General features: G+C 64.1%; 23 protein-coding genes. 11 read left to right on the top strand and 12 right to left on the bottom strand.

Annotation, left to right across the window (positions count from 1 at the left end):
- Positions 1-93 precede the first annotated feature (93 nt).
- Complete coding sequence (gene ilvB, locus NSO95_RS08445) at positions 94-1851, bottom strand: biosynthetic-type acetolactate synthase large subunit (protein WP_257595753.1); 1758 nt, start codon at positions 1849-1851, stop codon at positions 94-96.
- 91 nt (positions 1852-1942) lie between these two features.
- Complete coding sequence (gene miaA, locus NSO95_RS08440) at positions 1943-2911, bottom strand: tRNA (adenosine(37)-N6)-dimethylallyltransferase MiaA (RefSeq protein ID WP_257595752.1); 969 nt, start codon at positions 2909-2911, stop codon at positions 1943-1945.
- Between miaA and serB the strand changes: the two genes are divergently transcribed.
- Positions 2904-3776 (top strand): phosphoserine phosphatase SerB, encoded by an 873-nt coding sequence (gene serB, locus NSO95_RS08435; RefSeq protein WP_257595751.1) that lies wholly within the window; start codon positions 2904-2906, stop codon positions 3774-3776. The genes miaA and serB overlap by 8 nt on opposite strands.
- A 115-nt stretch (positions 3777-3891) precedes the next feature.
- Here serB and NSO95_RS08430 read toward each other — a convergent pair whose 3' ends face one another.
- Positions 3892-4578: a nitroreductase family protein gene (locus tag NSO95_RS08430; RefSeq protein WP_257595750.1), complete on the bottom strand. Its 687-nt coding sequence runs from the start codon at positions 4576-4578 to the stop codon at positions 3892-3894.
- A gap of 116 nt (positions 4579-4694) precedes the next feature.
- Here NSO95_RS08430 and NSO95_RS08425 point away from each other — a divergent pair, with 116 nt between their 5' ends.
- A complete protein-coding gene (locus NSO95_RS08425) occupies positions 4695-5486 on the top strand; it encodes a Coq4 family protein (RefSeq protein ID WP_257595749.1) in 792 nt (263 codons plus the stop codon).
- Between the two features lie 3 nt (positions 5487-5489).
- Here NSO95_RS08425 and NSO95_RS08420 read toward each other — a convergent pair whose 3' ends face one another.
- From NSO95_RS08420 to NSO95_RS08405, 4 genes are all read right to left on the bottom strand, one after another.
- Complete coding sequence (locus tag NSO95_RS08420) at positions 5490-5897, bottom strand: DUF3052 domain-containing protein (RefSeq protein WP_257595912.1); 408 nt, start codon at positions 5895-5897, stop codon at positions 5490-5492.
- 195 nt (positions 5898-6092) lie between these two features.
- Positions 6093-8282: a phosphoribosylformylglycinamidine synthase subunit PurL gene (purL, locus tag NSO95_RS08415; protein ID WP_257595748.1), complete on the bottom strand. Its 2190-nt coding sequence runs from the start codon at positions 8280-8282 to the stop codon at positions 6093-6095.
- Positions 8283-8292: 10 nt separating this feature from the next.
- A complete protein-coding gene (locus NSO95_RS08410) occupies positions 8293-8973 on the bottom strand; it encodes a metal-dependent hydrolase (RefSeq protein WP_257595747.1) in 681 nt (226 codons plus the stop codon).
- 25 nt (positions 8974-8998) lie between these two features.
- Positions 8999-9400 (bottom strand): DUF2177 family protein, encoded by a 402-nt coding sequence (locus NSO95_RS08405; RefSeq protein ID WP_257595746.1) that lies wholly within the window; start codon positions 9398-9400, stop codon positions 8999-9001.
- Positions 9401-9462: 62 nt separating this feature from the next.
- Between NSO95_RS08405 and NSO95_RS08400 the strand changes: the two genes are divergently transcribed.
- From NSO95_RS08400 to tgt, 8 genes are all read left to right on the top strand, one after another.
- Complete coding sequence (locus NSO95_RS08400) at positions 9463-9714, top strand: exodeoxyribonuclease VII small subunit (RefSeq protein ID WP_257595745.1); 252 nt, start codon at positions 9463-9465, stop codon at positions 9712-9714.
- A 2-nt stretch (positions 9715-9716) separates the two neighbouring features.
- Positions 9717-10625, top strand: a complete 909-nt coding sequence (locus NSO95_RS08395) for a polyprenyl synthetase family protein (RefSeq protein ID WP_257595744.1) — start codon at positions 9717-9719, stop codon at positions 10623-10625.
- Positions 10625-11137, top strand: coding sequence for a pantetheine-phosphate adenylyltransferase (coaD, locus tag NSO95_RS08390; protein WP_257595743.1), 513 nt, complete (start codon positions 10625-10627; stop codon positions 11135-11137). Before NSO95_RS08395 ends, coaD begins: the two co-directional genes overlap by 1 nt.
- 101 nt (positions 11138-11238) lie before the next feature.
- Complete coding sequence (locus tag NSO95_RS08385) at positions 11239-11922, top strand: peptidylprolyl isomerase (RefSeq protein WP_257595742.1); 684 nt, start codon at positions 11239-11241, stop codon at positions 11920-11922.
- Positions 11923-12101: 179 nt separating this feature from the next.
- Entirely contained in the window at positions 12102-13139 is a 1038-nt protein-coding gene (queA, locus tag NSO95_RS08380) for a tRNA preQ1(34) S-adenosylmethionine ribosyltransferase-isomerase QueA (RefSeq protein ID WP_257595741.1), read from the top strand.
- A gap of 60 nt (positions 13140-13199) precedes the next feature.
- Positions 13200-14147 carry an ABC transporter ATP-binding protein gene (locus NSO95_RS08375; protein ID WP_257595740.1) on the top strand — a complete coding sequence of 316 codons (948 nt, stop codon included), beginning with the start codon at positions 13200-13202 and terminating at the stop codon, positions 14145-14147.
- Complete coding sequence (locus NSO95_RS08370; protein ID WP_257595739.1) at positions 14144-14911, top strand: ABC transporter permease; 768 nt, start codon at positions 14144-14146, stop codon at positions 14909-14911. The genes NSO95_RS08375 and NSO95_RS08370 overlap by 4 nt, the downstream gene beginning before the upstream one ends.
- Positions 14912-15061: 150 nt before the next feature.
- Positions 15062-16189 (top strand): tRNA guanosine(34) transglycosylase Tgt, encoded by a 1128-nt coding sequence (gene tgt, locus NSO95_RS08365; RefSeq protein ID WP_257595738.1) that lies wholly within the window; start codon positions 15062-15064, stop codon positions 16187-16189.
- Between the two features lie 274 nt (positions 16190-16463).
- Here tgt and rpsD read toward each other — a convergent pair whose 3' ends face one another.
- Complete coding sequence (gene rpsD / locus NSO95_RS08360) at positions 16464-17078, bottom strand: 30S ribosomal protein S4 (protein ID WP_257595737.1); 615 nt, start codon at positions 17076-17078, stop codon at positions 16464-16466.
- A 223-nt stretch (positions 17079-17301) separates the two neighbouring features.
- On the opposite strand from rpsD, the gene NSO95_RS08355 reads away from it, so the two are divergent.
- Positions 17302-17613, top strand: coding sequence for a chorismate mutase (locus NSO95_RS08355; protein WP_257595736.1), 312 nt, complete (start codon positions 17302-17304; stop codon positions 17611-17613).
- A gap of 9 nt (positions 17614-17622) precedes the next feature.
- Here the strand turns inward: NSO95_RS08355 and NSO95_RS08350 are convergent, their stop codons facing one another.
- From NSO95_RS08350 to glyA, 4 genes are all read right to left on the bottom strand, one after another.
- Positions 17623-17871, bottom strand: coding sequence for a hypothetical protein (locus tag NSO95_RS08350; RefSeq protein ID WP_257595735.1), 249 nt, complete (start codon positions 17869-17871; stop codon positions 17623-17625).
- 71 nt (positions 17872-17942) lie between these two features.
- Positions 17943-19232, bottom strand: coding sequence for a TrmJ/YjtD family RNA methyltransferase (locus NSO95_RS08345; protein ID WP_257595734.1), 1290 nt, complete (start codon positions 19230-19232; stop codon positions 17943-17945).
- Positions 19232-19696, bottom strand: a complete 465-nt coding sequence (gene nrdR / locus NSO95_RS08340; protein ID WP_257595733.1) for a transcriptional regulator NrdR — start codon at positions 19694-19696, stop codon at positions 19232-19234. Before nrdR ends, NSO95_RS08345 begins: the two co-directional genes overlap by 1 nt.
- Positions 19697-19705: 9 nt before the next feature.
- Positions 19706-21016: a serine hydroxymethyltransferase gene (gene glyA, locus NSO95_RS08335; protein ID WP_257595732.1), complete on the bottom strand. Its 1311-nt coding sequence runs from the start codon at positions 21014-21016 to the stop codon at positions 19706-19708.
- Positions 21017-21018 lie beyond the last annotated feature (2 nt).

The following is a 21018-nucleotide window of genomic DNA, read 5'->3' as shown; positions in this document are numbered from 1 at the left end:
CCTTCGACAGGCTCAGGGCGAACGGGGGTAGGCGAAAGCAAAAAGAACCGTTCAGCATGAGCCTGTCGAAGGCCACGCGCGAATACTTGCCCATCACACCAGCGCCTTCGCTTCGTCGTCCATCGTTCCGGCGACCTCGTCGCCGTAGAGCAGCATGTCGGTATGCGCTGCGCCGCTCGGGATCATGGGGTAGCAGTTGGCCTCCTTCGAAACGAGGCAGTCGACCATCACCGGGCCATCATGCGCCAGCATCGCTTCGATCCCCGCATCGAGCTGGCTTTCGTCCTCGATCCTGATTCCCTTCCAGCCGTAAGCTTCCGCCAGCTTGACGAAATCGGGCAAGCTGTCGGAATAGCTGTTCGAATAGCGGCTTTCATAGGTCAGCTGCTGCCACTGGCGGACCATGCCCATGTACTCGTTGTTGAGGATGAACACCTTGACCGGCAGGCGATACTGGCTCGCGGTGCCGAGTTCCTGGATGTTCATCTGGATGCTCGCTTCGCCCGCGATGTCGATCACCAGATCGTCCGGATTGCCGAGCTGCGCGCCGATCGCGGCGGGCAGGCCGTAGCCCATCGTGCCGAGCCCGCCGCTGGTCAGCCACTTGTTGGGATCGCGGAAGCCGAAATACTGCGCCGCCCACATCTGGTGCTGGCCGACTTCGGTGCTGATGATCGGGTTGCGGTCGCGGGTCAGCGCGAACAGCCGCTCGACCGCCTTCTGCGGCATCAGCGCGTCGCCCTTCTCGGGATAAGCGAGGCTTTCGCGCGCGCGCCAGCCCATTATCCGCGCCTGCCATTCGCTGATATCGCGCGGGCTGCGGTCGCCCCATGCCTCGACCAGCTGGCGCAGCACGGTTCCGCAATCGCCGACGATGCCGAGTTCGACCGGCACGATCTTGTTGATGCTTGCGCGGTCGATATCGATGTGGATCTTCTTTGCGCCCGGCGCGAAGGCGTCGAGCCGTCCGGTCACCCGGTCGTCGAACCGCGCGCCGACGGCAATGATCAGATCGGCCTTGTTCATCGCCATATTGGCTTCGAAGGTGCCGTGCATGCCGAGCATGCCGAGCCAGTCGGGATGATCGCACGGAAATGCACCCAGACCCATCAGCGTGCTGGTGAGCGGGGCGCCGGTCAGCCGCTGTAATTCGCGCAGCAGGCGGCTCGCCTCCGGCCCGGCATTGATCACCCCGCCGCCGGTGTAGAACACCGGGCGCTCGGCAGCCGCGATCATCTCGATGGCTTGGGCGATCTTCTCCTCCCGGCCTTCGGTGCGCGGCTGATAGCGGTGCGAGGCGAGTTCGCGCCGGCCCGCCTTGTCCGGGTCGGCAACCGCGATTTGCACATCCTTGGGTATGTCGACCAGCACCGGGCCGGGGCGGCCACTGGTGGCGATACGGAACGCCTCGGAGATGGTCGCGGCGAGATCGTCCGGATCCTTCACGAGGTAGTTGTGCTTGGTGCAGTGGCGCGTGATGCCGACCGTGTCTGCTTCCTGGAACGCGTCGGTACCGATCAGCGCGGTCGGTACCTGTCCGGTGATCACCACCATCGGGATCGAGTCCATATACGCGTCGGCGATACCAGTGACCGCGTTGGTCGCGCCCGGGCCGCTGGTGACGAGGACCACACCGGGCTTTCCGGTCGAGCGGGCATAGCCTTCCGCTGCATGCGCAGCGCCGGCCTCGTGCCGGACGAGGATATGCCGGATCCGCCCGGGGCCCTGCGCGTCGCCGAACAGCTCGTCGTAGATCGGCAGCACCGCCCCGCCGGGGTAGCCGAAAACGAATTCCACGCCTTGTTCGACCAGGCATTCAACCAGGATTGCTGCGCCGCTGCGCTCTGACACGTCATCCTCCAAAACAATAGCCCGGCGCAGGGGACATGCGCCGGGCCTTCGTACGCCCCCGCAATACCAACTTAAAATTATGCGTCAAGGACTAAAAACGTAACAAACTTTCAAAATAGATATCTATATCACAATTTTTGGATTCCACATGCTGCCAGTCGTCGGGCGACTGGTTGCGGAACCAGGTGTATTGGCGCTTGGCATATTGCCGTGTGGCAAGCTGTCCAGCAGCGATCATTTCATCGCGCGAAAGCTTGCCTTGCAGCCATGCCGCGATCTCGCGCACGCCGATGGCACGCATGACGGGCAGGGCGGGGTCGAGGTTTCCGGCGAGCAGCGCTTCGACTTCCTCCACTGCGCCTTGTTCGAGCATCATGGCGAAGCGCTGGTCGCACCGTTCGTAAAGCCATTCACGATCCGGCAGCATGACGACCGGATGCAGCGCAATCCCGCCACCGATCCCCCCCGTGGTCTGCGCTTGCCAATGCGCAATCGGCAATCCGGTCGAGCGGACCACCTCGAGCGCGCGTGCAGTGCGAGTGGTGTCCGCCGGAGCCAGCTTCGTTGCCGCTTCGGGGTCCTCCGTCTCGAGCGCGGCGCGGGCCTCGGGCTGGGGCAGGGCGCGCACCTGCTCGCGGACCTGGGGATCGATGGCGGGTATCGGTGCGATACCATTGAGCAAAGTGCGCATGTAGAGGCCGGTTCCGCCGACCAGCACCGGGACCGTGCCCGCTTCGTGCAGCTGCGCAATCGCCGCCCTTGCAGCGTTCGCCCAGTCAGCGGCGGAGCACGAGATTGCGCCGTCCCATGCGCCGAACAGGTGATGCGGGATACCCGCCATCTCCTCTTCGCTTGGCCGCGCGCTCAGCACCTGCAGGTCGGCATAGACCTGCGCGCTGTCGGCGTTGACGATCTCCGCCGGTTGCCCGCGCGCGACCAGCGCCTTTGCCAGCCGCACCGCCAGATCGCTCTTGCCGCTCGCGGTCGGCCCTGCGATGAGCGCGAGCGGCGGCTTGCCGCCATGACCGAATGGCTTTCCAGGAGATCCCGCAGTGCTCATCGCGCGGCTGATAGCAGACCCGGCGGGACTTGAAACGCGCGTCGACCGGTCAGTTGCGGCGATCGAGGCGGCGGGGATGAAGCTCGCCAAGGTGCAGATGCTCGATTTTTGCGACGACGTCTTGCAGTTCGCGCTGCCCGAAGGCGATCCGTCGCGGCTTCGCGCGATTATCGACGACGTCTTCGCGCCGTGCGACCTGCTCGTCAGCACGCGCGAGATCGTCATTCCGCAGGTGTTCGTGTCGGACATGGATTCGACCATGATCGGGCAGGAATGCATCGACGAGCTGGCCGATTTCGCCGGATTGAAGGACCATGTTGCCGCGATCACCGAGCGCGCGATGCAAGGCGAGCTGGACTTCGAAAGCGCGCTGCGGGAACGGGTGGGCCTGCTTGCCGAGCTGGACGAAAGCACCATCGCCACCTGTCTCGCCGAAAGGATCAGGCCGATGGCGGGTGCCGAGCAACTGGTCCGATCTCTGAACGCCGCCGGATGCAAGACCGTGCTGGTGACCGGCGGCTTCCATCATTTCGCCGATCCGGTGGCCGAATGGCTGGGCTTCGAGCGCGTGGTCGGCAACCGGCTCGCGGTCCATGGCGGTAAGCTCACCGGCGGCTTGATCGGCCCAATGGTTGATAGCGCGGTGAAGAAGCAAGTGCTGCTTGAGGAAGTGGGTGCCGCGGGGGAGGGGGCGGTATCGCTCGCCACGGGTGACGGGGCGAACGATATCCCGATGCTCGAAGCGGCCGATTACGGCTTCGCCTATCACGCCAAGCCGAAAGCACGATCCGCCGCCAACGGGGTGATCGAGTGCAGCGACCTGAGTGCCATCCTCAGGCTGATGGAAATATCGCCACTCGAATGATCTCGAAGCCTAGTCATCCCCGCGAAGGCGGGGCTCCAGGGCCAGGTTTCACTACCTTCCCGCGTTACGCAATGGATTCCCCCGTTCGCGGGAATGACAGGGGAAGAGCCAGAGCCTAAAGCCAGCTGGAAATCATCGAAAGCGGCTTCTTGCGTGTCGCATAGACCGGGACCCGCGCATCTGCGGCCGGGAGGCCCGCGACGACGATCATCAGCGGCTTTTCGTGTTCGGGCCGGCCGCACAGATCGCGCAGGAAGCCCATCGGGCTTGGGGTGTGGGTCAACGTTGCCACCCCGGCCTCATGCAATGCCGAAAGTAGCATGCCGCATGCAATCCCGACGCTTTCATTGACGTAGTAGTTCTGCCTCTTGCCGTCTTCCTCGATCCCGCCCTTGCGCTGGGCGAAGACCACGATCAGCCAGGGCGCGGTCTCGAGGAACGGCTTTTCGGCGTCGGTCCCGATCGGGGCGAGCGCATCTAGCCATTCCGCGCTTGCTTTCGCCGCGCCGCCGTCTTCGCCGTAAAAGCGCTTCTCTTCCTCTTCGGCGGCGAGGCGGATCGCGCGCTTCTTCTCCGGCGATGAAACCACCGAGAAATGCCACGGCTGGTGGTTGGCCCCGTTGGGCGCGGCGCCCGCTGCCTCGATCGCCGCTTCGATCACTTCGCGCGGCACCGGTTCGTCGGTGAAGTAGCGACAGGTCCGGCGGCTCGCCATCCGGTCGCGAAAGGCCTCCGCCCCCGCTATACGCTCGTCGTCGCTCATCTGGGGAAGCGCGTAGGATAGGGTTTCGTGGTCTTTCATGGAGTCACGCTATCGCGCTTTCGCGGGGATGAGGAAAGCCGATTCGGTTACCGGTTATTGACAACTCTGTAAGTAGGTTGCAGCCTGCAATCGGTTGGTGTGCGGAGTTTTGTCAAATGGCGATGGCAGGAAAGCCTGTGGTGCATCCGGAACGCAAGGTGACCGGGTTCCGGCCGCTCAAGGCGCTGCACCACTTCGGCAGACTGGTGAAGGACAAGGAAGACACCGAGCAGGTGTTCCACATCATCGAAGCGCTGAAGGGCCGCAAGAGCCTGCGCCAGATGAAAGCGTTCGTGGCGACTGACGAGGCGCGGCACTTGATGCAGCGCGATGAGGACCTCGTCACCTCGCTCGACGATCATGCCCGCTGGGCCCATTGCGCGCCCAATTCGCTCGCGCGGCATTACGTGGATTTCATGGAACGCGAAGGCCTGACGGCTGCCGGGCTGGTGGCGGAAAGCCACAAGTTCAAACCCAGGGAAGAGCGCTTCGACGATCTCTACGAATGGTATGTCGAGCGGCTGCGCGATACGCACGACCTGTTCCATGTCCTGACCGGCTATGGCCGCGATCCCTTGGGCGAGCTGTGCCTGCTCGGTTTCAGTTACGAGCAGAACCACAACCCGGGCGTGTTGTTCATCGCGCTGCTCGGCGCGCGCAAGACCAAGCAGGAAAGCGGTCTGCGAGAGCCGGTCGATGCCGCGATCCGCGAAGGGCGCAGGCTTGGTCGCGAGGCGAAAAAGCTGGCGCACCAGGATCTGCTGGCGATGCTGCCGGATGACATCGATGAGGTTCGCGCGCGGCTCGATCTCGGCACGCCGCGTGCCTACCGGCGCTGTGTGGAACTGTTTCGCGAGCTCAATCCGCAGTACGGCTTGCTCGAAGAGCGTCTCGCGCTGGCGGCGTAATCCTCAGCGCAGTTCCTTGCGGATCACCAGTTTGAGGCCGGACCACGTCTCGTCCACCGCACAGACTTTGGTATCGACCAGCCCTATCGGTAGGCAGACCTCGCGAATTGTGTCTTCGGTGATGTCGGTCGGCACTTTCGAGGCCTTCTTGGGCCAGCTGACCCAGATTTGCCCGTCCTTGGCGATCTGGCGGCGCAGCTGAGCGAGCAGCGCTTCGAGTTCGGCGCGCTGGGTAACGAAGACATGCGCGGCGTCGATCCCCTCGGCGGGATCGGCGACGAAATGCAGGTCGAGCGCGTAGTCGCCGATCTCTTCCTGCACGCTGTCGGGCATGGCGTGGAACCATACTCTAAGCCCGTCGCGCAGGCTGAGCTTCTTGGCCAGCGGGGTGCCGGAATAGGCGGAAGTCATGCCGGTACCCATGCACCATGGGAGGATGACAGTCGAGCGCCTGCTACAAGGCGCTGCTGAAAGCATAGGTCACCCTGAACTTGTTTCAGGGTCTATTTCTCGACGGGCTCAGTCAAACGCGGCGTATGAGCGGGTGGCCAGATGGACCCTGAAACAAGTTCAGGGTGACGGACGGGGCGGGCCGACGGAGTGGGCTTACCCCTCCATCCAGTCGCGGAAGAAACTGGCGTGGGCGTCGCGCAGGGAGGCGATACTTGCCGCGCTGCTGCCAATTGTCAGCGCATCGCCGCCGGTTACGCCGATACGCGCGAACGGCACCTCGGCCCGGTCGAGGTCGCCTTTATTGCGATAGGTCACAATGTAGCGCGCCTGGCTTTCGTTGAATGCGAATTCGGTCGTCATCGCATCGATGGTCGCGCCGATGCCGCTGGCGAGCGCCATTTCCGCCAGCGCGACGGCGAGGCCGCCATCCGATATATCGTGCACGGCGGTGACCTTGCCCTCGGCGATCAGGCGGCGGACGATCTCGCCGTTGAGCTTCTCGTCGGCGAGGTCGACATGTGGCGGGTCGCCATCCTCGCGTCCGTGGATCGTGCGCAGCCACTGCGACTGTCCGAGTTCGGGATAGTTCGGCCCGATAACCGCGATATGCTCGCCCGCAGCCTTGAACCCCATCGTCATCATCGTGGTATAGTCCTCGATGATGCCGACCCCGCCAATGGCAGGTGTCGGCAGGATCGCGCTGCCACCTCCGGTCGCCTTGCTCTCGTTGTAGAGGCTGACGTTGCCGCTCACGATGGGGAAATCGAGCGCGCGGCAGGCATCGCCCATGCCCTCGAGCGCGTGGACCAGCTGCGCCATGATCTCGGGGCGCTGCGGATTGGCGAAGTTGAGGCAGTTGGTCACTGCGAGCGGCCGTGCGCCCACGGCACAGAGATTGCGGTAGGCCTCGGCGATGGCCTGTTTGCCGCCTTCGTAGGGATCGGCATAGACAAAGCGCGGGGTGCAGTCGGTGGTGATCGCCAGCGCTTTTTGCGTGCCATGCACCCGCACCACACCCGCATCGCCGCCGGTCTGGAGCGTATCCGCGCCGACCTGGCTGTCATACTGCTCGGTAATCCAGCGCTTGCTGGCGAGGTTGGGACTGGCCATCAGCCTGAGCAGATCTGCACCGATATCGGAGCTTTCCGGCACTTCGCCCAGCGGTTTGACCTGCGCCCAGCTCTTGTATTCCTCTTTCGAGAGATAGGGCCGGTCATAGAGCGGCGCGTCTTCCGCCAGCGGCCCCAGCGGAATATCGCACACGACCTCGCCGTTCCATTCGAGGACCATGTGGCGGGTGTCGGTCACTTCGCCGATGACCGCAAAGTCGAGTTCCCACTTGCGGAAAATCGCTTCGGCCATCGGCTCCTTACCGGGCTTGAGCACCATGAGCATCCGCTCCTGACTCTCGCTCAGCATCATTTCGTATGGCGTCATGCCCTCTTCGCGGCATGGGACCATGTTCATGTCGAGCCTGATTCCCGCCTTGCCATTGGTCGCCATCTCGACGCTGGAACTGGTCAGTCCCGCCGCGCCCATATCCTGGATCGCGACGATGGCATCGGTCGCCATCAGTTCGAGGCAGGCCTCGATCAGGAGCTTTTCGGTGAAGGGATCCCCCACCTGCACCGTGGGGCGCTTGGCATCGGCATCCTCACCGAAATCGGCGCTCGCCATGGTCGCGCCATGGATGCCGTCGCGACCGGTCTTGCTGCCGACATAGACGATCGGATTGCCCACGCCGGTGGCGGCAGAGTAGAATATCTTGTCGGCATCGGCGACGCCTACGGTCATCGCGTTTACCAGAATATTGCCGTTATAGGCCGGGTGGAAATTGGTTTCCCCCGCCACCGTCGGGACGCCGACGCAATTGCCGTAGCCGCCGATGCCCGCGACCACGCCCTTGACCAGATGCTGCATTTTCGGGTGCTCGGGCCGCCCGAACCGCAGCGCATTGGCATTCGCCACCGGGCGCGCGCCCATGGTGAACACATCGCGCAGGATTCCGCCCACCCCGGTAGCCGCGCCCTGATAGGGTTCGATGTAGCTTGGGTGGTTGTGGCTCTCCATTTTGAAGATCGCCGCCTGCCCGTCACCGATGTCGATCACCCCGGCGTTCTCGCCCGGGCCGCAGATCACCCACGGCGCCTCGGTCGGAAGCTTCTTGAGGTGCAGCCGCGAGCTCTTGTAGGAGCAGTGTTCCGACCACATGACCGAGAAAATGCCGAGTTCGACCAGGTTCGGCTCGCGGCCGAGCGCGTGGAGCACCCGCTCGTACTCCTCGGGGCTGAGGCCGTGTTGTTCGACGACATCAGGGGTGATCGATTCTGCGCTTGCTGCCATGCGCGCGCGTCTAGCGATAGGTACTCGGAACCGCCAGCCCTACCTTGCTCTTATGCCACCGCGTATCACCGACCCATTTTGCCAGCAGAGTGACGATCCCGAACGCGACCAGACCCATGATGAAGAACACCGTCGGGTTCGGTGAAGGTGCCGGCCCGAACCAGTTGAACGCCTGCAGGCAGAGCATCACGAACAGCAGCACGAATGGTGGGCCCATCGGGCCCCTTGTGCGCCGCACGTAGTAGATGAACGACCCGATCACCAACGCCAGTTCGAGCGGGATGACCACATAGGGGTAGTTCCACAGACCGAGACCCAGCTTCGTTTCGCCCCCGGCAATCGTCAGGTCGGGCGCGTGAACCAGCCAATCGAGCACCCAGTGGGAGAGGACCACCATTCCGGCAATAATCGCCGCACCCGCGTTGCGCCGACCAACCATAACGATGAAGGCGAACACCAGCGCCCAGATCAGCGACCCCACCAGACTGTGGGTGAAGGGCATATGGTAGAGATCGAGCGGGCTCATCACGGTGAAGCCGGGTTCGATCCGCACCTTCTCCAGCCCGACCAGCCCCAGCACCATGAAGACCCAGTCGACCAGCTGTGCGCCGATGAACAGCGTCGCCAGCTTGGGCGAATCCTTGCTCACCGCTGCGGCGGCGAATGCCGGTGCCCAGTGCCCTATGAACATTCCTCTTGCCCCCCGAGATGCGCTCTTACGACGCGAATTTGAGTGTTATCCAGCAGGCGACCCCGCTGGCAACTGCCGTTGCGAAAGCGCCCCATGCGATATCAGCGACACTGACATGCGTTGCCCACACCTTCATGACGGCCTGGCTGGTCAGGTCGAAGGTCGCGTAACACAACCCGCCCAGCAGCGCACCGTTCAGCACCGCCTGCATCACTTGCCCTGAGGCGAGGCCGGGGCGAATCGCGAAATAGACCATGCCCGCGATGTAGATCACATAGAACGCCAGGGCCGGAGCCACGCGGAAGCTGTCGGTCATGATCTCGCCGATCACCGGCTTGTAGAGATTGGTTGCCGCCCACCGCAGCCAGATCGAATCGAGCACGCCGAAGCTGATCGCGGCGGCTGCATAGGCGATAATCCACTTCATCGGCGTGTCTCCCTTGCTGCGCTGCTTGACCAAGGCGGGGCGCGCGGTCAATGCTCGTCACCATGGCGGACGCAAATCCCGAAATTTCGGCAATGAGCTTCGAAGACGCGCTGCGCGCGCTCGAGCAGGTGGTCAGGCAGCTTGAGAGCGGCGAAGTGCCGCTCGATGCGTCGATCGATCTCTACGAACGGGGCGAGGCCCTGCGGCAGCATTGCCAGAAGCGGCTGGACGCGGCGCAGGCGCGGATCGAGAAGATCGTGCAGGGCCCCGACGGCTCGGCGCAGGGCACCGTGCCGCTCGACGCGGACGGCTGACCATGGGGGTGACGAGCCTTCCGGATTCGCTGCTCAAGACCGGGCTCAAACGCATTCAAGGCGAAGTGGATGCGGCGTTTGATGCCTTACTCCCGGTTCCGGCGGATTCGCGCGCCCGGCTGGTCGAGGCCATGCGCTACGCCGCGATCGGCGGCGGCAAGCGTGTGCGGCCGCTGCTGCTCACCGCCACCGCAGACCTGTATGGTGTGGACCGGGAGGCGGCAGTGCGCGCCGGATGCGCAATCGAGGCAATCCATGTCTATTCGTTGATCCACGACGATTTGCCGTGCATGGACGATGACGATCTGCGCCACGGCAAGCCGACACTGCACAAGCAGTTCGACGAGGCGACCGCGGTGCTTGCGGGCGACTCGCTCCATGCGCTCGCCTTCGAGATTCTCTCAAGCACCGACATCAGCGCCGATCCCTTCATCCGCTCCGAGCTGATCGCGACGCTCGCCATCGCGAGCGGGAAGGACGGGATGGCCGGCGGCCAGATGATGGATATGGAGTCGGGCGCGGAGGATTACGATCTCCACACCATCACACGGCTGCAACAGCTCAAGACCGGCGCGCTGCTGGCCGCATCGGTCGAGATGGGTGCGATCCTCGGTCGCGTGCCGCAAGAGGGCAGGGGGCACCTGCGGGCATACGCACGCGATATCGGCCTCGCATTCCAGATCGCCGACGACCTGCTCGATGTCGAGGGCGATGCCGACAAGGCGGGCAAGGCGCTGCGCAAGGACGAGGGGCAGGGCAAGCAGACTTTCGTCGCTTTGATGGGGGTCGAACCCGCCCGCGAACAGGCGCGGGCGCTGGTCGAGCAGGCGGTCGGCCACCTTGCCTCGCACGGCAGCGAGGCGGACCTGCTGCGCGCCTTGGCGCGGTACATCGTCGAGAGGGACCGGTAATGAGCGAACGCATAGGCATCTACCCCGGCACCTTCGACCCGATCACGCTGGGCCATGCGGATATCATCCGGCGCGGGGCGAAGCTGGCCGACCGGCTGATCATCGGGGTCACCACCAATCCGTCGAAGAACCCGATGTTCACCACCGAAGAACGCTTCGCGATGGTCGAGCGGGAGATCGTGGCGATGGGTATCGCGAACGCCGAAGTCGTCGGGTTCAATGCGCTGCTGGTCAAGTTTGCCCAGAAGATGGGGGCAAATGTCCTGATCCGCGGGCTCCGCGCGGTGGCCGACTTCGAGTACGAATACCAGATGGCGGGGATGAACCAGCAGCTCGACCACACGATCGAGACGGTGTTCCTGATGGCCGATGTTTCGCTCCAGCCGATCGCGTCCAAGCTGGTCAAGGAAATCGCCCTGTTCGGCGGGGACATTTCGCCTTTCGTCAGCGCGCCGGTGTGCGAGGATGTAATCGCCCGGGTCGAGAAGATCGGGCGCCTCGGCGATTACTGATCCCCGCTCGCAGCGCGAACATTGCCGGCGCGAACATTCATTGTGTCGCAAGCCGCGCTTGGCTAGACGCAACGCACACGATTGAAGGCTACGGAATTACCATGATTGCACGACTGTTCGCTGCCACGGCGCTTGCTTCGCTGGCGCTTTCCCCGGTTGCCGTTGCGGCGCAGGAGGCGGAGAACGCTCCCGCCGAACAGCCCCGCGTCTACGACCGAGTGAACTTCGACGCCACGGCGGATCGCGAGAACATCCTGCTGCTCGACCTGTCGAACGGCAAGCGCGTGGCAATCCGCCTGATGCCGAATTGGGCACCCAACCATGTCGAGCGGATCAAGACGCTCACCCGGCAGGGGTTCTACGACGGGATCATTTTCCACCGGGTGATCGAAGGCTTCATGGCGCAAACCGGCGATCCGACCGGGACCGGGCAGGGCGGCTCGCCGCTCCCCGACCTGAAGCAGGAGTTCAACCCGATGCCGCACCTGCGCGGAACGGTGTCGATGGCGCGCGCGACGGCGGAAGACAGCGCCAACAGCCAGTTCTTCATCACCTTCATGCCGCGCTTCGGGCTCGACAAGACCTACACCAATTTCGGGCGGGTGATCGCCGGGATGGACGCGGTGGATGCGATCAACCGGGGCGAGCCGCCGACCAATCCCACGCGGATTCTCCAGGCCTCGATCGCGTCGGACAACAAGCCGGTGCCGGCACCGGGCGCCGCACCGGTGGATGAGGATGCACCGATCACCCTCGACATGCTCAACGCTTCGACGGGGAATTGAAGCGGCATTGCCCTCAGCTTGTGAGGCAGATTGTCCTTCGAGACGGGCTCAGGCAAAGCCTTCGCCCTCCTCAGGATGAGCGGAGTGCTGGAGTGTATTCAAGAATTCCGCTCACCCTGAGGAGCGAGGGCTTCGCCCGAGCGTCTCGAAGGGCCTGAGGCGCGAAGGACCCCAACCCCATGCGCGTCGACCTGTTCGATTTCGACCTACCGCCCGAGCGGATTGCCCTGCGTCCCGCCGTCCCGCGCGATTCGGCGCGGATGCTGCTGGTCGAGGGTAGCCAGCCCTTCGCCGACCGGACAGTGCGCGACCTGCCGCAATTGCTGCGCGCGGGCGATGTGCTGGTGTTCAACGATACACGGGTGATCCCGGCTCAGCTCGAGGGAAGGCGCGGAGAGGCACGGATCGGGGCGACACTGCACAAGCGAATCGACCTGCGCCGCTGGCAGGCCTTCATCCGCAACGCCAAGCGGCTGCGCGAAGGCGACCGGATCGAGTTTGCGGACGATGTCAGCGCCATTGCCGAGGAACGCCATGCCGATGGCAGCTTTACGCTGGCGTTCGAGGGGCAGGAACCGGTCGAGGTCCTGCTCGAACGCGCAGGGCAAATGCCGCTCCCGCCCTATATCGCGGGCAAGCGGCCGACCGATGCGCGCGACCGCGAGGATTATCAGACGATCTTCGCCGAGAAAGACGGCGCCGTTGCCGCGCCGACCGCTTCGCTGCACTTCACGCAGGGCCTGCTCGACGCGCTCGATGCGGCAGGCATCCGGCGCGAGACGCTGACGCTCCATGTCGGGGCCGGGACCTTCCTGCCGGTCAAGGCCGACGATACGCAGGACCACGCGATGCACGCCGAGTGGGGCCGGATCGAACCCGCGACTGCCGAGCGCCTGAATGCAGCACGGCGTGACGGCCATCGCATTCTCGCCGTAGGCACCACCAGCCTGCGCCTGCTCGAAAGCGCTGCCGACGAAGACCGCGTCATTCACCCTTTCGAAGGCGACACCGCGATTTTCATCACCCCCGGCTATCGCTTCAACGGGATTGACGGGCTGATGACAAATTTCCACCTGCCCAAATCAACGCTGTTCATGCTGGTCAGCGCCCTGATGGGCCGCGAACGGATGCTCGAGGCCTATGCCCATGCGATCGAGCATGAGTACCGGTTCTACAGCTATGGCGATTCGAGTTTGCTGCTTCCCGAACCGGCCTAAGTTGCAAACGGAAACGCAATAGCTAGATACGTCCGTCCGGCGCAGTGCCATGGAGGCGAAATGACAGCCATTCTCGAGATTTCCGGCCTGACCAAGCGCTATGCCAGCGGGCTGGTAGCGCTCGACGATGTCGATCTCACGATCAACAAGGGCGAGATTTTCGCGCTGCTCGGTCCGAACGGTGCCGGCAAGACGACGCTGATCGGCGCGGTGTGCGGCCTGGTCCGCCCCACCGCCGGAATCATGCGTGCCTTCGGCCACGATATGGCTACCGACTGGCGCAGGGCGCGCGCACGGATCGGGCTGGTGCCGCAGGAGCTTTCGACCGACATGTTCGAACCGGTGGAGCGCGCGGTCGCTTATTCGCGCGGGCTGTTCGGCCTGGCACCGAACCCGGCGCATATCGAACAGGTCCTGCGCTCGCTCAGCCTGTGGGAGAAGCGCAAGGACCGGATCATGACGCTGTCGGGCGGGATGAAGCGCCGCGTGCTGATCGCCAAGGCGCTGGCCCACGAACCCGACCTCCTGTTTCTCGACGAGCCGACCGCCGGGGTCGATGTCGAACTGCGGCGCGACATGTGGCGGCTGATCGGGGCGATGCGCGAGCGCGGGGTGACGATCATCCTGACCACTCATTACATCGAGGAAGCCGAGGAAATGGCTGACCGTGTGGGCATCATCCGCAAGGGCCGCATCCTGATGGTCGACGACAAGGCCGCGATGATGAAGCGCCTTGGCCGGACCGAGGCGGTCATCACCCTCGCGCAGCCGCTGGCCGAGCTTCCCGCCGCGCTCGCCGCCTTGACGGTCAGTCTCGAGAACGGCGGAACCTCGATTTGCTATCGCGGCGGGGACGGTACCGGCAAGGGCAAGGCGGAAGTGGCCGAGCTGACCAAGGCGCTGGTGCGGGCCGGGATCGACTACACCGGGATCGACATCCACGATTCTTCTCTCGAGGACATTTTCGTCGACCTTGTCGAGGAACAGGAAGTGGAGGGCGCGGCATGAGCTTCAATGCACGATCCGCCTGGTCGATCTACACGCGGGAACTGATGCGCTTCCTGCGCACTGCGTTCCAGTCAGTGCTCTCGCCGGTGCTCACCACCTCGCTCTATTTCATCGTCTTCGGCGCAGCGATCGGCGGGCGGATGCCCGATCTCGGCGGGGTGGACTACGCCGCCTTCATCATCCCCGGCCTGTTGATGCTCACCCTGCTGGGGGAGACGACCTCGAATTCGAGCTTCGGGATCTACATGCCGCGCTTCACCGGCACGATCTATGAGCTGCTATCCGCACCTGTCGGCGTGGCAGAAACTCTCGTCGGCTTCGTAGGGGCCGCGGCGACCAAGAGCCTGATCCTCGCCGCGATCATCCTTACGACCGCGATGCTGTTCGTCGACTACACCATCGTCCATCCATTCTGGGCGCTGCTCTACATCATGCTGGTCGCATCGGCGTTCAGCCTGTTCGGTTTCATTCTCGGCATCTGGGCAGACAATTTCGAGAAGCTTGGGATCATCCCGATGCTGATCCTCACCCCGCTGACCTTCCTCGGCGGTACCTTTTACTCGATCGACATGCTGCCGAGCCCGTGGGACAAGATCGCTTTGGCAAACCCGATCGTCTATCTGGTCAACGGGCTGCGCTGGACCTTCTATGGCCAGTCAGACGTATCGATCGGCGTCTCGCTCGGGCTGACGCTGGGTTTCCTCGCGGTGTGCGTTGCGATCATCGCTTACATTTTCAGGACGGGCTGGCGCCTGCGCGCGTGACGCGCGTAAGCTGCGGCGCCGCAAGCCCACCCCGCTGCGACTAGCGAGCAAGCTCGCAAGTCTCGCTGCCCCTCCCTCAAGGGAGGGGTTGGGGTGGGTTTACGACGGTTGTGGTCGACTCTGACCCAAACCCGTTTATGGGGCGAGCCCATGACCGCCGACCGCTTCTCCTTCGAAATCCACGCCACCGATGGCAAGGCCCGCACCGGCACGATCCACATGCAGCGCGGCGAGATTCGCACACCCGCTTTCATGCCGGTCGGCACGGCGGCGACGGTCAAGGCGATGAAGCCCGAGAGTGTGCGCGCAACGGGCGCGGACATCATCCTCGGCAACACATACCACCTGATGTTGCGCCCCGGGGCGGAGCGAGTTGCACGGCTCGGCGGGCTGCACAAATTCATGAACTGGCATCGCCCGATCCTGACCGACAGCGGCGGTTATCAGGTGATGAGTCTCTCCGACCTGCGCAAGCTGACCGAGCATGGCGTCGAATTCCGCAGCCACATCGACGGATCGAAGCACATGCTCACGCCCGAGCGCAGCATGGAAATCCAGCGCCTGCTCGGCTCCGACATCGTGATGGCGTTCGACGAATGCCCGCGCGCCGACCAACCGCGCGAGGAGATCGCGAAGAGCATGGAGATGTCGATGCGCTGGGCCAAACGCAGCCGCGACGCGTTCGACAGCGGCGGGGAGCATGCCAGCCGTGCCGCGCTGTTCGGTATCCAGCAGGGTGCGCTCGACGAGGGTCTGCGGGCGGAGAGTGCGGGGAAGCTGACCGAGATCGGATTCGACGGCTATGCCATCGGCGGGCTTGCGGTGGGCGAGGGGCAGGAGGCGATGTTCGCCACGCTCGATTTCGCGCCCGGCCAGTTGCCGCAGGACAGGCCGCGCTACCTGATGGGGGTCGGCAAGCCCGACGATCTGGTCGGCGCTGTGATGCGCGGCGTCGATATGTTCGATTGCGTGCTGCCCAGTCGTTCGGGCCGCAATGGGCAGGCCTTCACCTGGCACGGCCCGCTCAACCTGCGCAACGCGCGCTTCGCAGAGGACCAGGAGCCGCTCGACTCGCGCTGCACCTGTCCGACCTGCGCCACCTACAGCCGCGCCTATCTGCACCACCTGGTCAAGGCCGGCGAGATACTTGGCGCGATGTTGATGACCGAACACAACATCGCGTTCTACCAGCAACTGATGGCGGCGATGCGCGATGCGATTGCGGAGCAGCGGTTTGCGGCGTTCGCAGCGGCGTTTAGGCGGGACTACTTCGGTTAGTCGCCGATCTCGAGCACCGTTCCGCGATAGAATACAAACCTGCCTGCAGGGTCGAGAAATCCGGCGCCGATCGCGCTGGCAAATCGTTGGGCTTCTTGCAAACTGGGGTACCACTTGCCGCGGCGGTGCGGCGTGATGAATCGATATCTCGGCATATGGCGAAACAATGTTTCACCCACCCGCCAGTTCCGGCCAACCCACTGAAAATGCGGTGAATTGAATCGAAAAGGGCGGCCCCGCAGGACCGCCCTTCGAATGTCGTTCCGAAACCGGATCAGCGCGAATAGAATTCGACGACCAGGTTCGGTTCCATCGTGACCGGGTAGGGCACTTCGTCGAGCTTCGGCACGCGGGTGAAGGTCACCTTGTCGTTGCCGTCGGTCGAGACGTAGTCGGGAATGTCGCGCTCGGGCAGGCTCTGCGCTTCGATCACCAGTGCCATTTCCTTCGCCTTGTCACCCAGCGAAATCACGTCGCCCACGTCGATCCGGCGGCTCGCGATGTTGCACTTCACACCGTTGACGCGGATGTGGCCGTGGCTGACGATCTGGCGCGCGGCGAAGATGGTCGGCGCGAACTTGGCACGGTAGACCAGCATGTCGAGGCGGCGCTCGAGCAGGCCGATGAGGTTCTGCGACGTATCGCCCTTCATCTTCGATGCCTGCTGGTAGGTTGCCTTGAACTGCTTCTCGGTCACGTCGCCATAGTAGCCCTTGAGCTTCTGCTTGGCGCGCAGCTGGAGGCCGAAGTCCGAGGTCTTGCCCTTGCGGCGCTGGCCGTGCTGGCCGGGGCCGTAGGAACGCTTGTTGACCGGGGAATTGGGACGACCCCAGATGTTTTCACCCATCCGGCGGTCGAGTTTGTACTTGGCGCTCTTGCGCTTCGACATAGTCGTGTCCTTCGATTTGCTATCGCCACCCCTGTGGTGGCGCTTCAACCCGGTATCGCACCGCAGGAGCAATTCTCTCCAGCGCGGCCACCGCTTCACCGGGATACGGGGCCAATTCGCGAAGGCGCGCCAATAGCAGGAATGGGCTTCCCGTCAAGCAGCCTGGGATTCAAGCGGGGAAGGGCACTCGACAAATACGGGACGAGGCGGCAAAGGCGCGCGGATGGATGAAAGCTTCAAGGTACCGGACGAGTGCCGCGACATGGCCGATGTGCGGCGCGGCGTCGACGCCACCGACCGGCAGATCATGGACCTGCTGGATCGGAGGTTCGGTTACATGCGCGCTGCTGCCCGCATCAAACCGGATCGCGGTGCCGTGCGCGACGAAGAACGCAAGGCCGCAGTAATCGAGGCGGTACGCCACGACGCACAAAACCGGGCATTACCATCCGATCGGATAGCGAAAATCTGGGAACTTCTGGTCGAAACTTCCATCGCCTACGAGATGGACGAGTGGGATCGCCTACGCAATTGAGCCGGCGGCTCAGTCTTCGCGCGTGCTATTGCGGTTGAAGTCGCGCCATTGCTCCTTCGTCAGGCACACGCGTTTGCTCTGGCGTGAACCGACTTCCTGAACGTTGCGACACTGCAGTTTGGGAGCAGCCGGTGCCTTTTCGGCCTCCACGGTCAGCTGTGGGCCCTGTCCTTCTACCTCTCCGGATTGCGCGTTTCCCTCGCTCGTCGCTTCGACGGGATTTGCGACCATAAGAAGTGCAGTAAGGGCATAGAGCATCGAAGATTCTCCGGAGAAACAGGGGGTTGTATCAAGTGGCTAATCGCACGCTCCTTGCTTGTCGAGGATTATTAGTTCCCCCTCCGCGTGGAGCGATCAAGTGATGACAGGACGCCGCGCAAGGTGCGGACTTCGAGGTGGTTCCAGCCCGGTTTGGTCAGCACGTTGCGCAGGGTTCGCCTGCTTGCCTCAGCGCGGTCCTCCGGAAAAAAGTATCCCTTCGGCTCGAGCAGACGCTCGAAATGCGCAACCAGCCCTTCAAGCTCTGCCTGCGGTGCGGGTGGGAGCAGGTCTTCCTCCGTCGGTTGCACCAGATCGCCCGAGCCCACCTGGGTCTTCGACCACTCGTAGGCGCACAGGATCACCGCTTGCGCGAGGTTTAGCGAGCTGAATTCCGGATTCACCGGCACGGTAAGGACCGCCCGTGCGAGCGCGACGTCCTCGGTTTCGAGCCCCGAGCGCTCGGCACCGAACAGGATCGCGCTGCGCCCTTGCGCGGTGACGATGTCTCGCGCAGCCTGCTCGGGTGTGACGACCGGTTTGGTCACGCCGCGTTTGCGGACCGTTGTGGCGTAGATGTGGGAGCAGTCGGCCACCGCGTCGGCAGTGGTTGCGAACACCTGCGCCCGGTCAAGCACGATGTCGGCCCCCGAGGCGGAAGGCCCGGCATCGGGGTTGGGCCACCCGTCGCGCGGGTTTACGATCCGCAGTTCGGTGAGCCCGAAATTGAGCATGGCGCGGGCCGTCTTGCCGATATTCTCGCCCAGTTGGGGACGGACGAGGATGATAATAGGCTTTCGGTCGTTTGGCGGGTCGGTCCTTCGAGACGCCTCAGACTGCGTCTTCGGCTCCTCAGGATGAGCGGGATGGGGATGGGCCGAAACCTTCCTTCGAGACGCCTCAGACTGCGACTTCGGCTCCTCAGGATGAGCGGGAGTTGATAGGGCCCGCTCATCCCGAGGAGCGCGGACATCGCTCCGAGCGTCTCGAGCCCGCTCATCCTGAGGAGCGAGGACGTCAGTCCGAGCGTCTCGAGCCCGCTCATCCTGAGGAGCGAGGACGTCAGTCCGAGCGTCTCGAAGGACGCCCCGCTTCGACAGACGCTGGATCGCTGCCCAGTCGCCCCGGACCAGCGCTTCCTTCTTCGCGCGCGACCAGCCTTTGATCTTGCGCTCTGCATCGAACGCCTCTTCGCGGGTCTCGAACGGGTCGGACCATACCAGCTCGACCGGAAGTCGTGTCGCCGTGTAGCCACCCAGCGCGCCGGATTGATGCTGCGCGATCCGGTCGTCCAGCTCGTCGGTATGCCCGAGGAAGTAGCTCCCGTCGGCGCAGCGCAGCATGTAAGTCCAGAACGCCATCAGTTCTTGGTGGCCGCTTCCTGCACCGTGCTGGCGAATTCCTCGAAATCGCGCGCCTCGCTGAAGTCGCGATAGACGCTGGCGAAGCGGATGTAGGCGACGCTGTCGATCTGCCGCAGCCCGTCCATCACCAGCTCGCCGATGCGCGAGGAGGCGACCTCCGGTTCGCCTGTCGTCTCGATCTGGCGCTGGATGCCGGAGACGAGCTGGTCGATCCGTTCCTGCGCCACATCGCGCTTGCGGCAGGCGAGCGAGACCGACTGTTCGAGCTTGCGGCGGTCGAACGGCTCGCGCCGATCGCCCGATTTGACGATTGTGACTTCGCGCAGCTGAACCCGCTCGAAGGTGGTGAAGCGCGCACCGCAGCTGGAGCATTGGCGCCGCCGCCGGATCGAGGCGTTGTCCTCGGTCGGGCGGCTGTCCTTTACCTGGCTGTCGTCATGCGCGCAGAAGGGGCATCGCATCGTGTGTGCCTACCTGCCGGGATAGACCGGGAAATCGGCGCAAAGATCGCTCACGCGGCGGCGCACGCTTTCCTCGACCTGCGCATCGCCCTCGGGGCCGTTGCTTGCCATGCCATCGACCACTTCGGCGATCAGCTTGCCGACTTTGCGGAATTCGGCCGGGCCGAAGCCGCGCGTGGTGCCCGCCGGCGTGCCGAGGCGGATCCCGCTGGTCACAAACGGGCTCCGCGTGTCGTAAGGGATGCCGTTCTTGTTGCAGGTCAGCCAGGCGCGGTCGAGCCCGGCTTCGGCCGCCTTGCCGGTCACATCCTTCGCGGTGAGGTCGACCAGCATCGAATGGTTGTCCGTCCCGCCCGAGACGATCCGCAGGCCGTTTTCCTCGAGGCTTGCGGCCAGCGCACGGGCATTCTCGACCACGCTGCTGGCATAGGCCCTGAACTCGGGTCGCAGCGCCTCGCGGAAGGCGACCGCCTTGGCGGCGACGATATGCAACAGCGGGCCGCCCTGCATGCCGGGGAACACCGCCATGTTGATCGGTTTGGTCAGCTCCTCGTCGTTCCACAGGATCACGCCCGAACGCGGGCCGCGCAGGCTCTTGTGGGTGGTGGTGGTGACGACATGGGCATGCGGGAAGGGCGAGGGATGCGCGCCGCCCGCGACCAGGCCGGAGATGTGGCTCATGTCGACCATCAGATATGCGCCGACCTCGTCCGCGACCTTGCGGAAGGCGGCCCAGTCCCACACCCGCGAATAGGCGGTGCCGCCGGCGATGATCAGCTTGGGCTTGTGCTCGCGGGCGATGGCCATGACCTCGTCCATGTCGATGCGCTCGTCATCCTTGCGCACGCCGTAGGGGACGGGATTGAACCACTTGCCGCTCATATTGACCGGCGATCCATGGGTCAGGTGCCCGCCCGAATTGAGGTCGAGCCCCATGAAGGTGTCGCCGGGGTTCAGCAGAGCGAGGAACACCGCCTGGTTCATCTGCGAACCCGAGTTGGGCTGTACATTGGCGAAGTTGCAGCCGAACAGCTGCTTGGCGCGCTCGATCGCCAGCGTCTCGACCACGTCGGCATAATCGCAGCCCCCGTAGTAGCGCTTGCCGGGATAGCCTTCGGCGTATTTGTTGGTGAACACGCTGCCGGCGGCTTCCAGCACCGCTTTGGAGGCGATGTTTTCGCTCGCGATGAGTTCGATCTTGTCCTGCTGGCGCTTGAGCTCGTTGGCGCAGGCCTCGGCGATCTCCGGGTCGGCCGTGGCGAGGTCGTCGTGCCAGAAGCGGTTCATGATGTCGGTGTTCGTCTGTTCGGCGGTGCTCATCA

Source organism: Parerythrobacter lacustris (assembly GCF_024626475.1).
GTDB classification, from domain to species: Bacteria; Pseudomonadota; Alphaproteobacteria; order Sphingomonadales; family Sphingomonadaceae; genus Parerythrobacter_A; species Parerythrobacter_A lacustris.
Note: the sequence above shows the minus strand (reverse complement) of the source record. Positions and strands in the feature narration are given on the sequence as shown.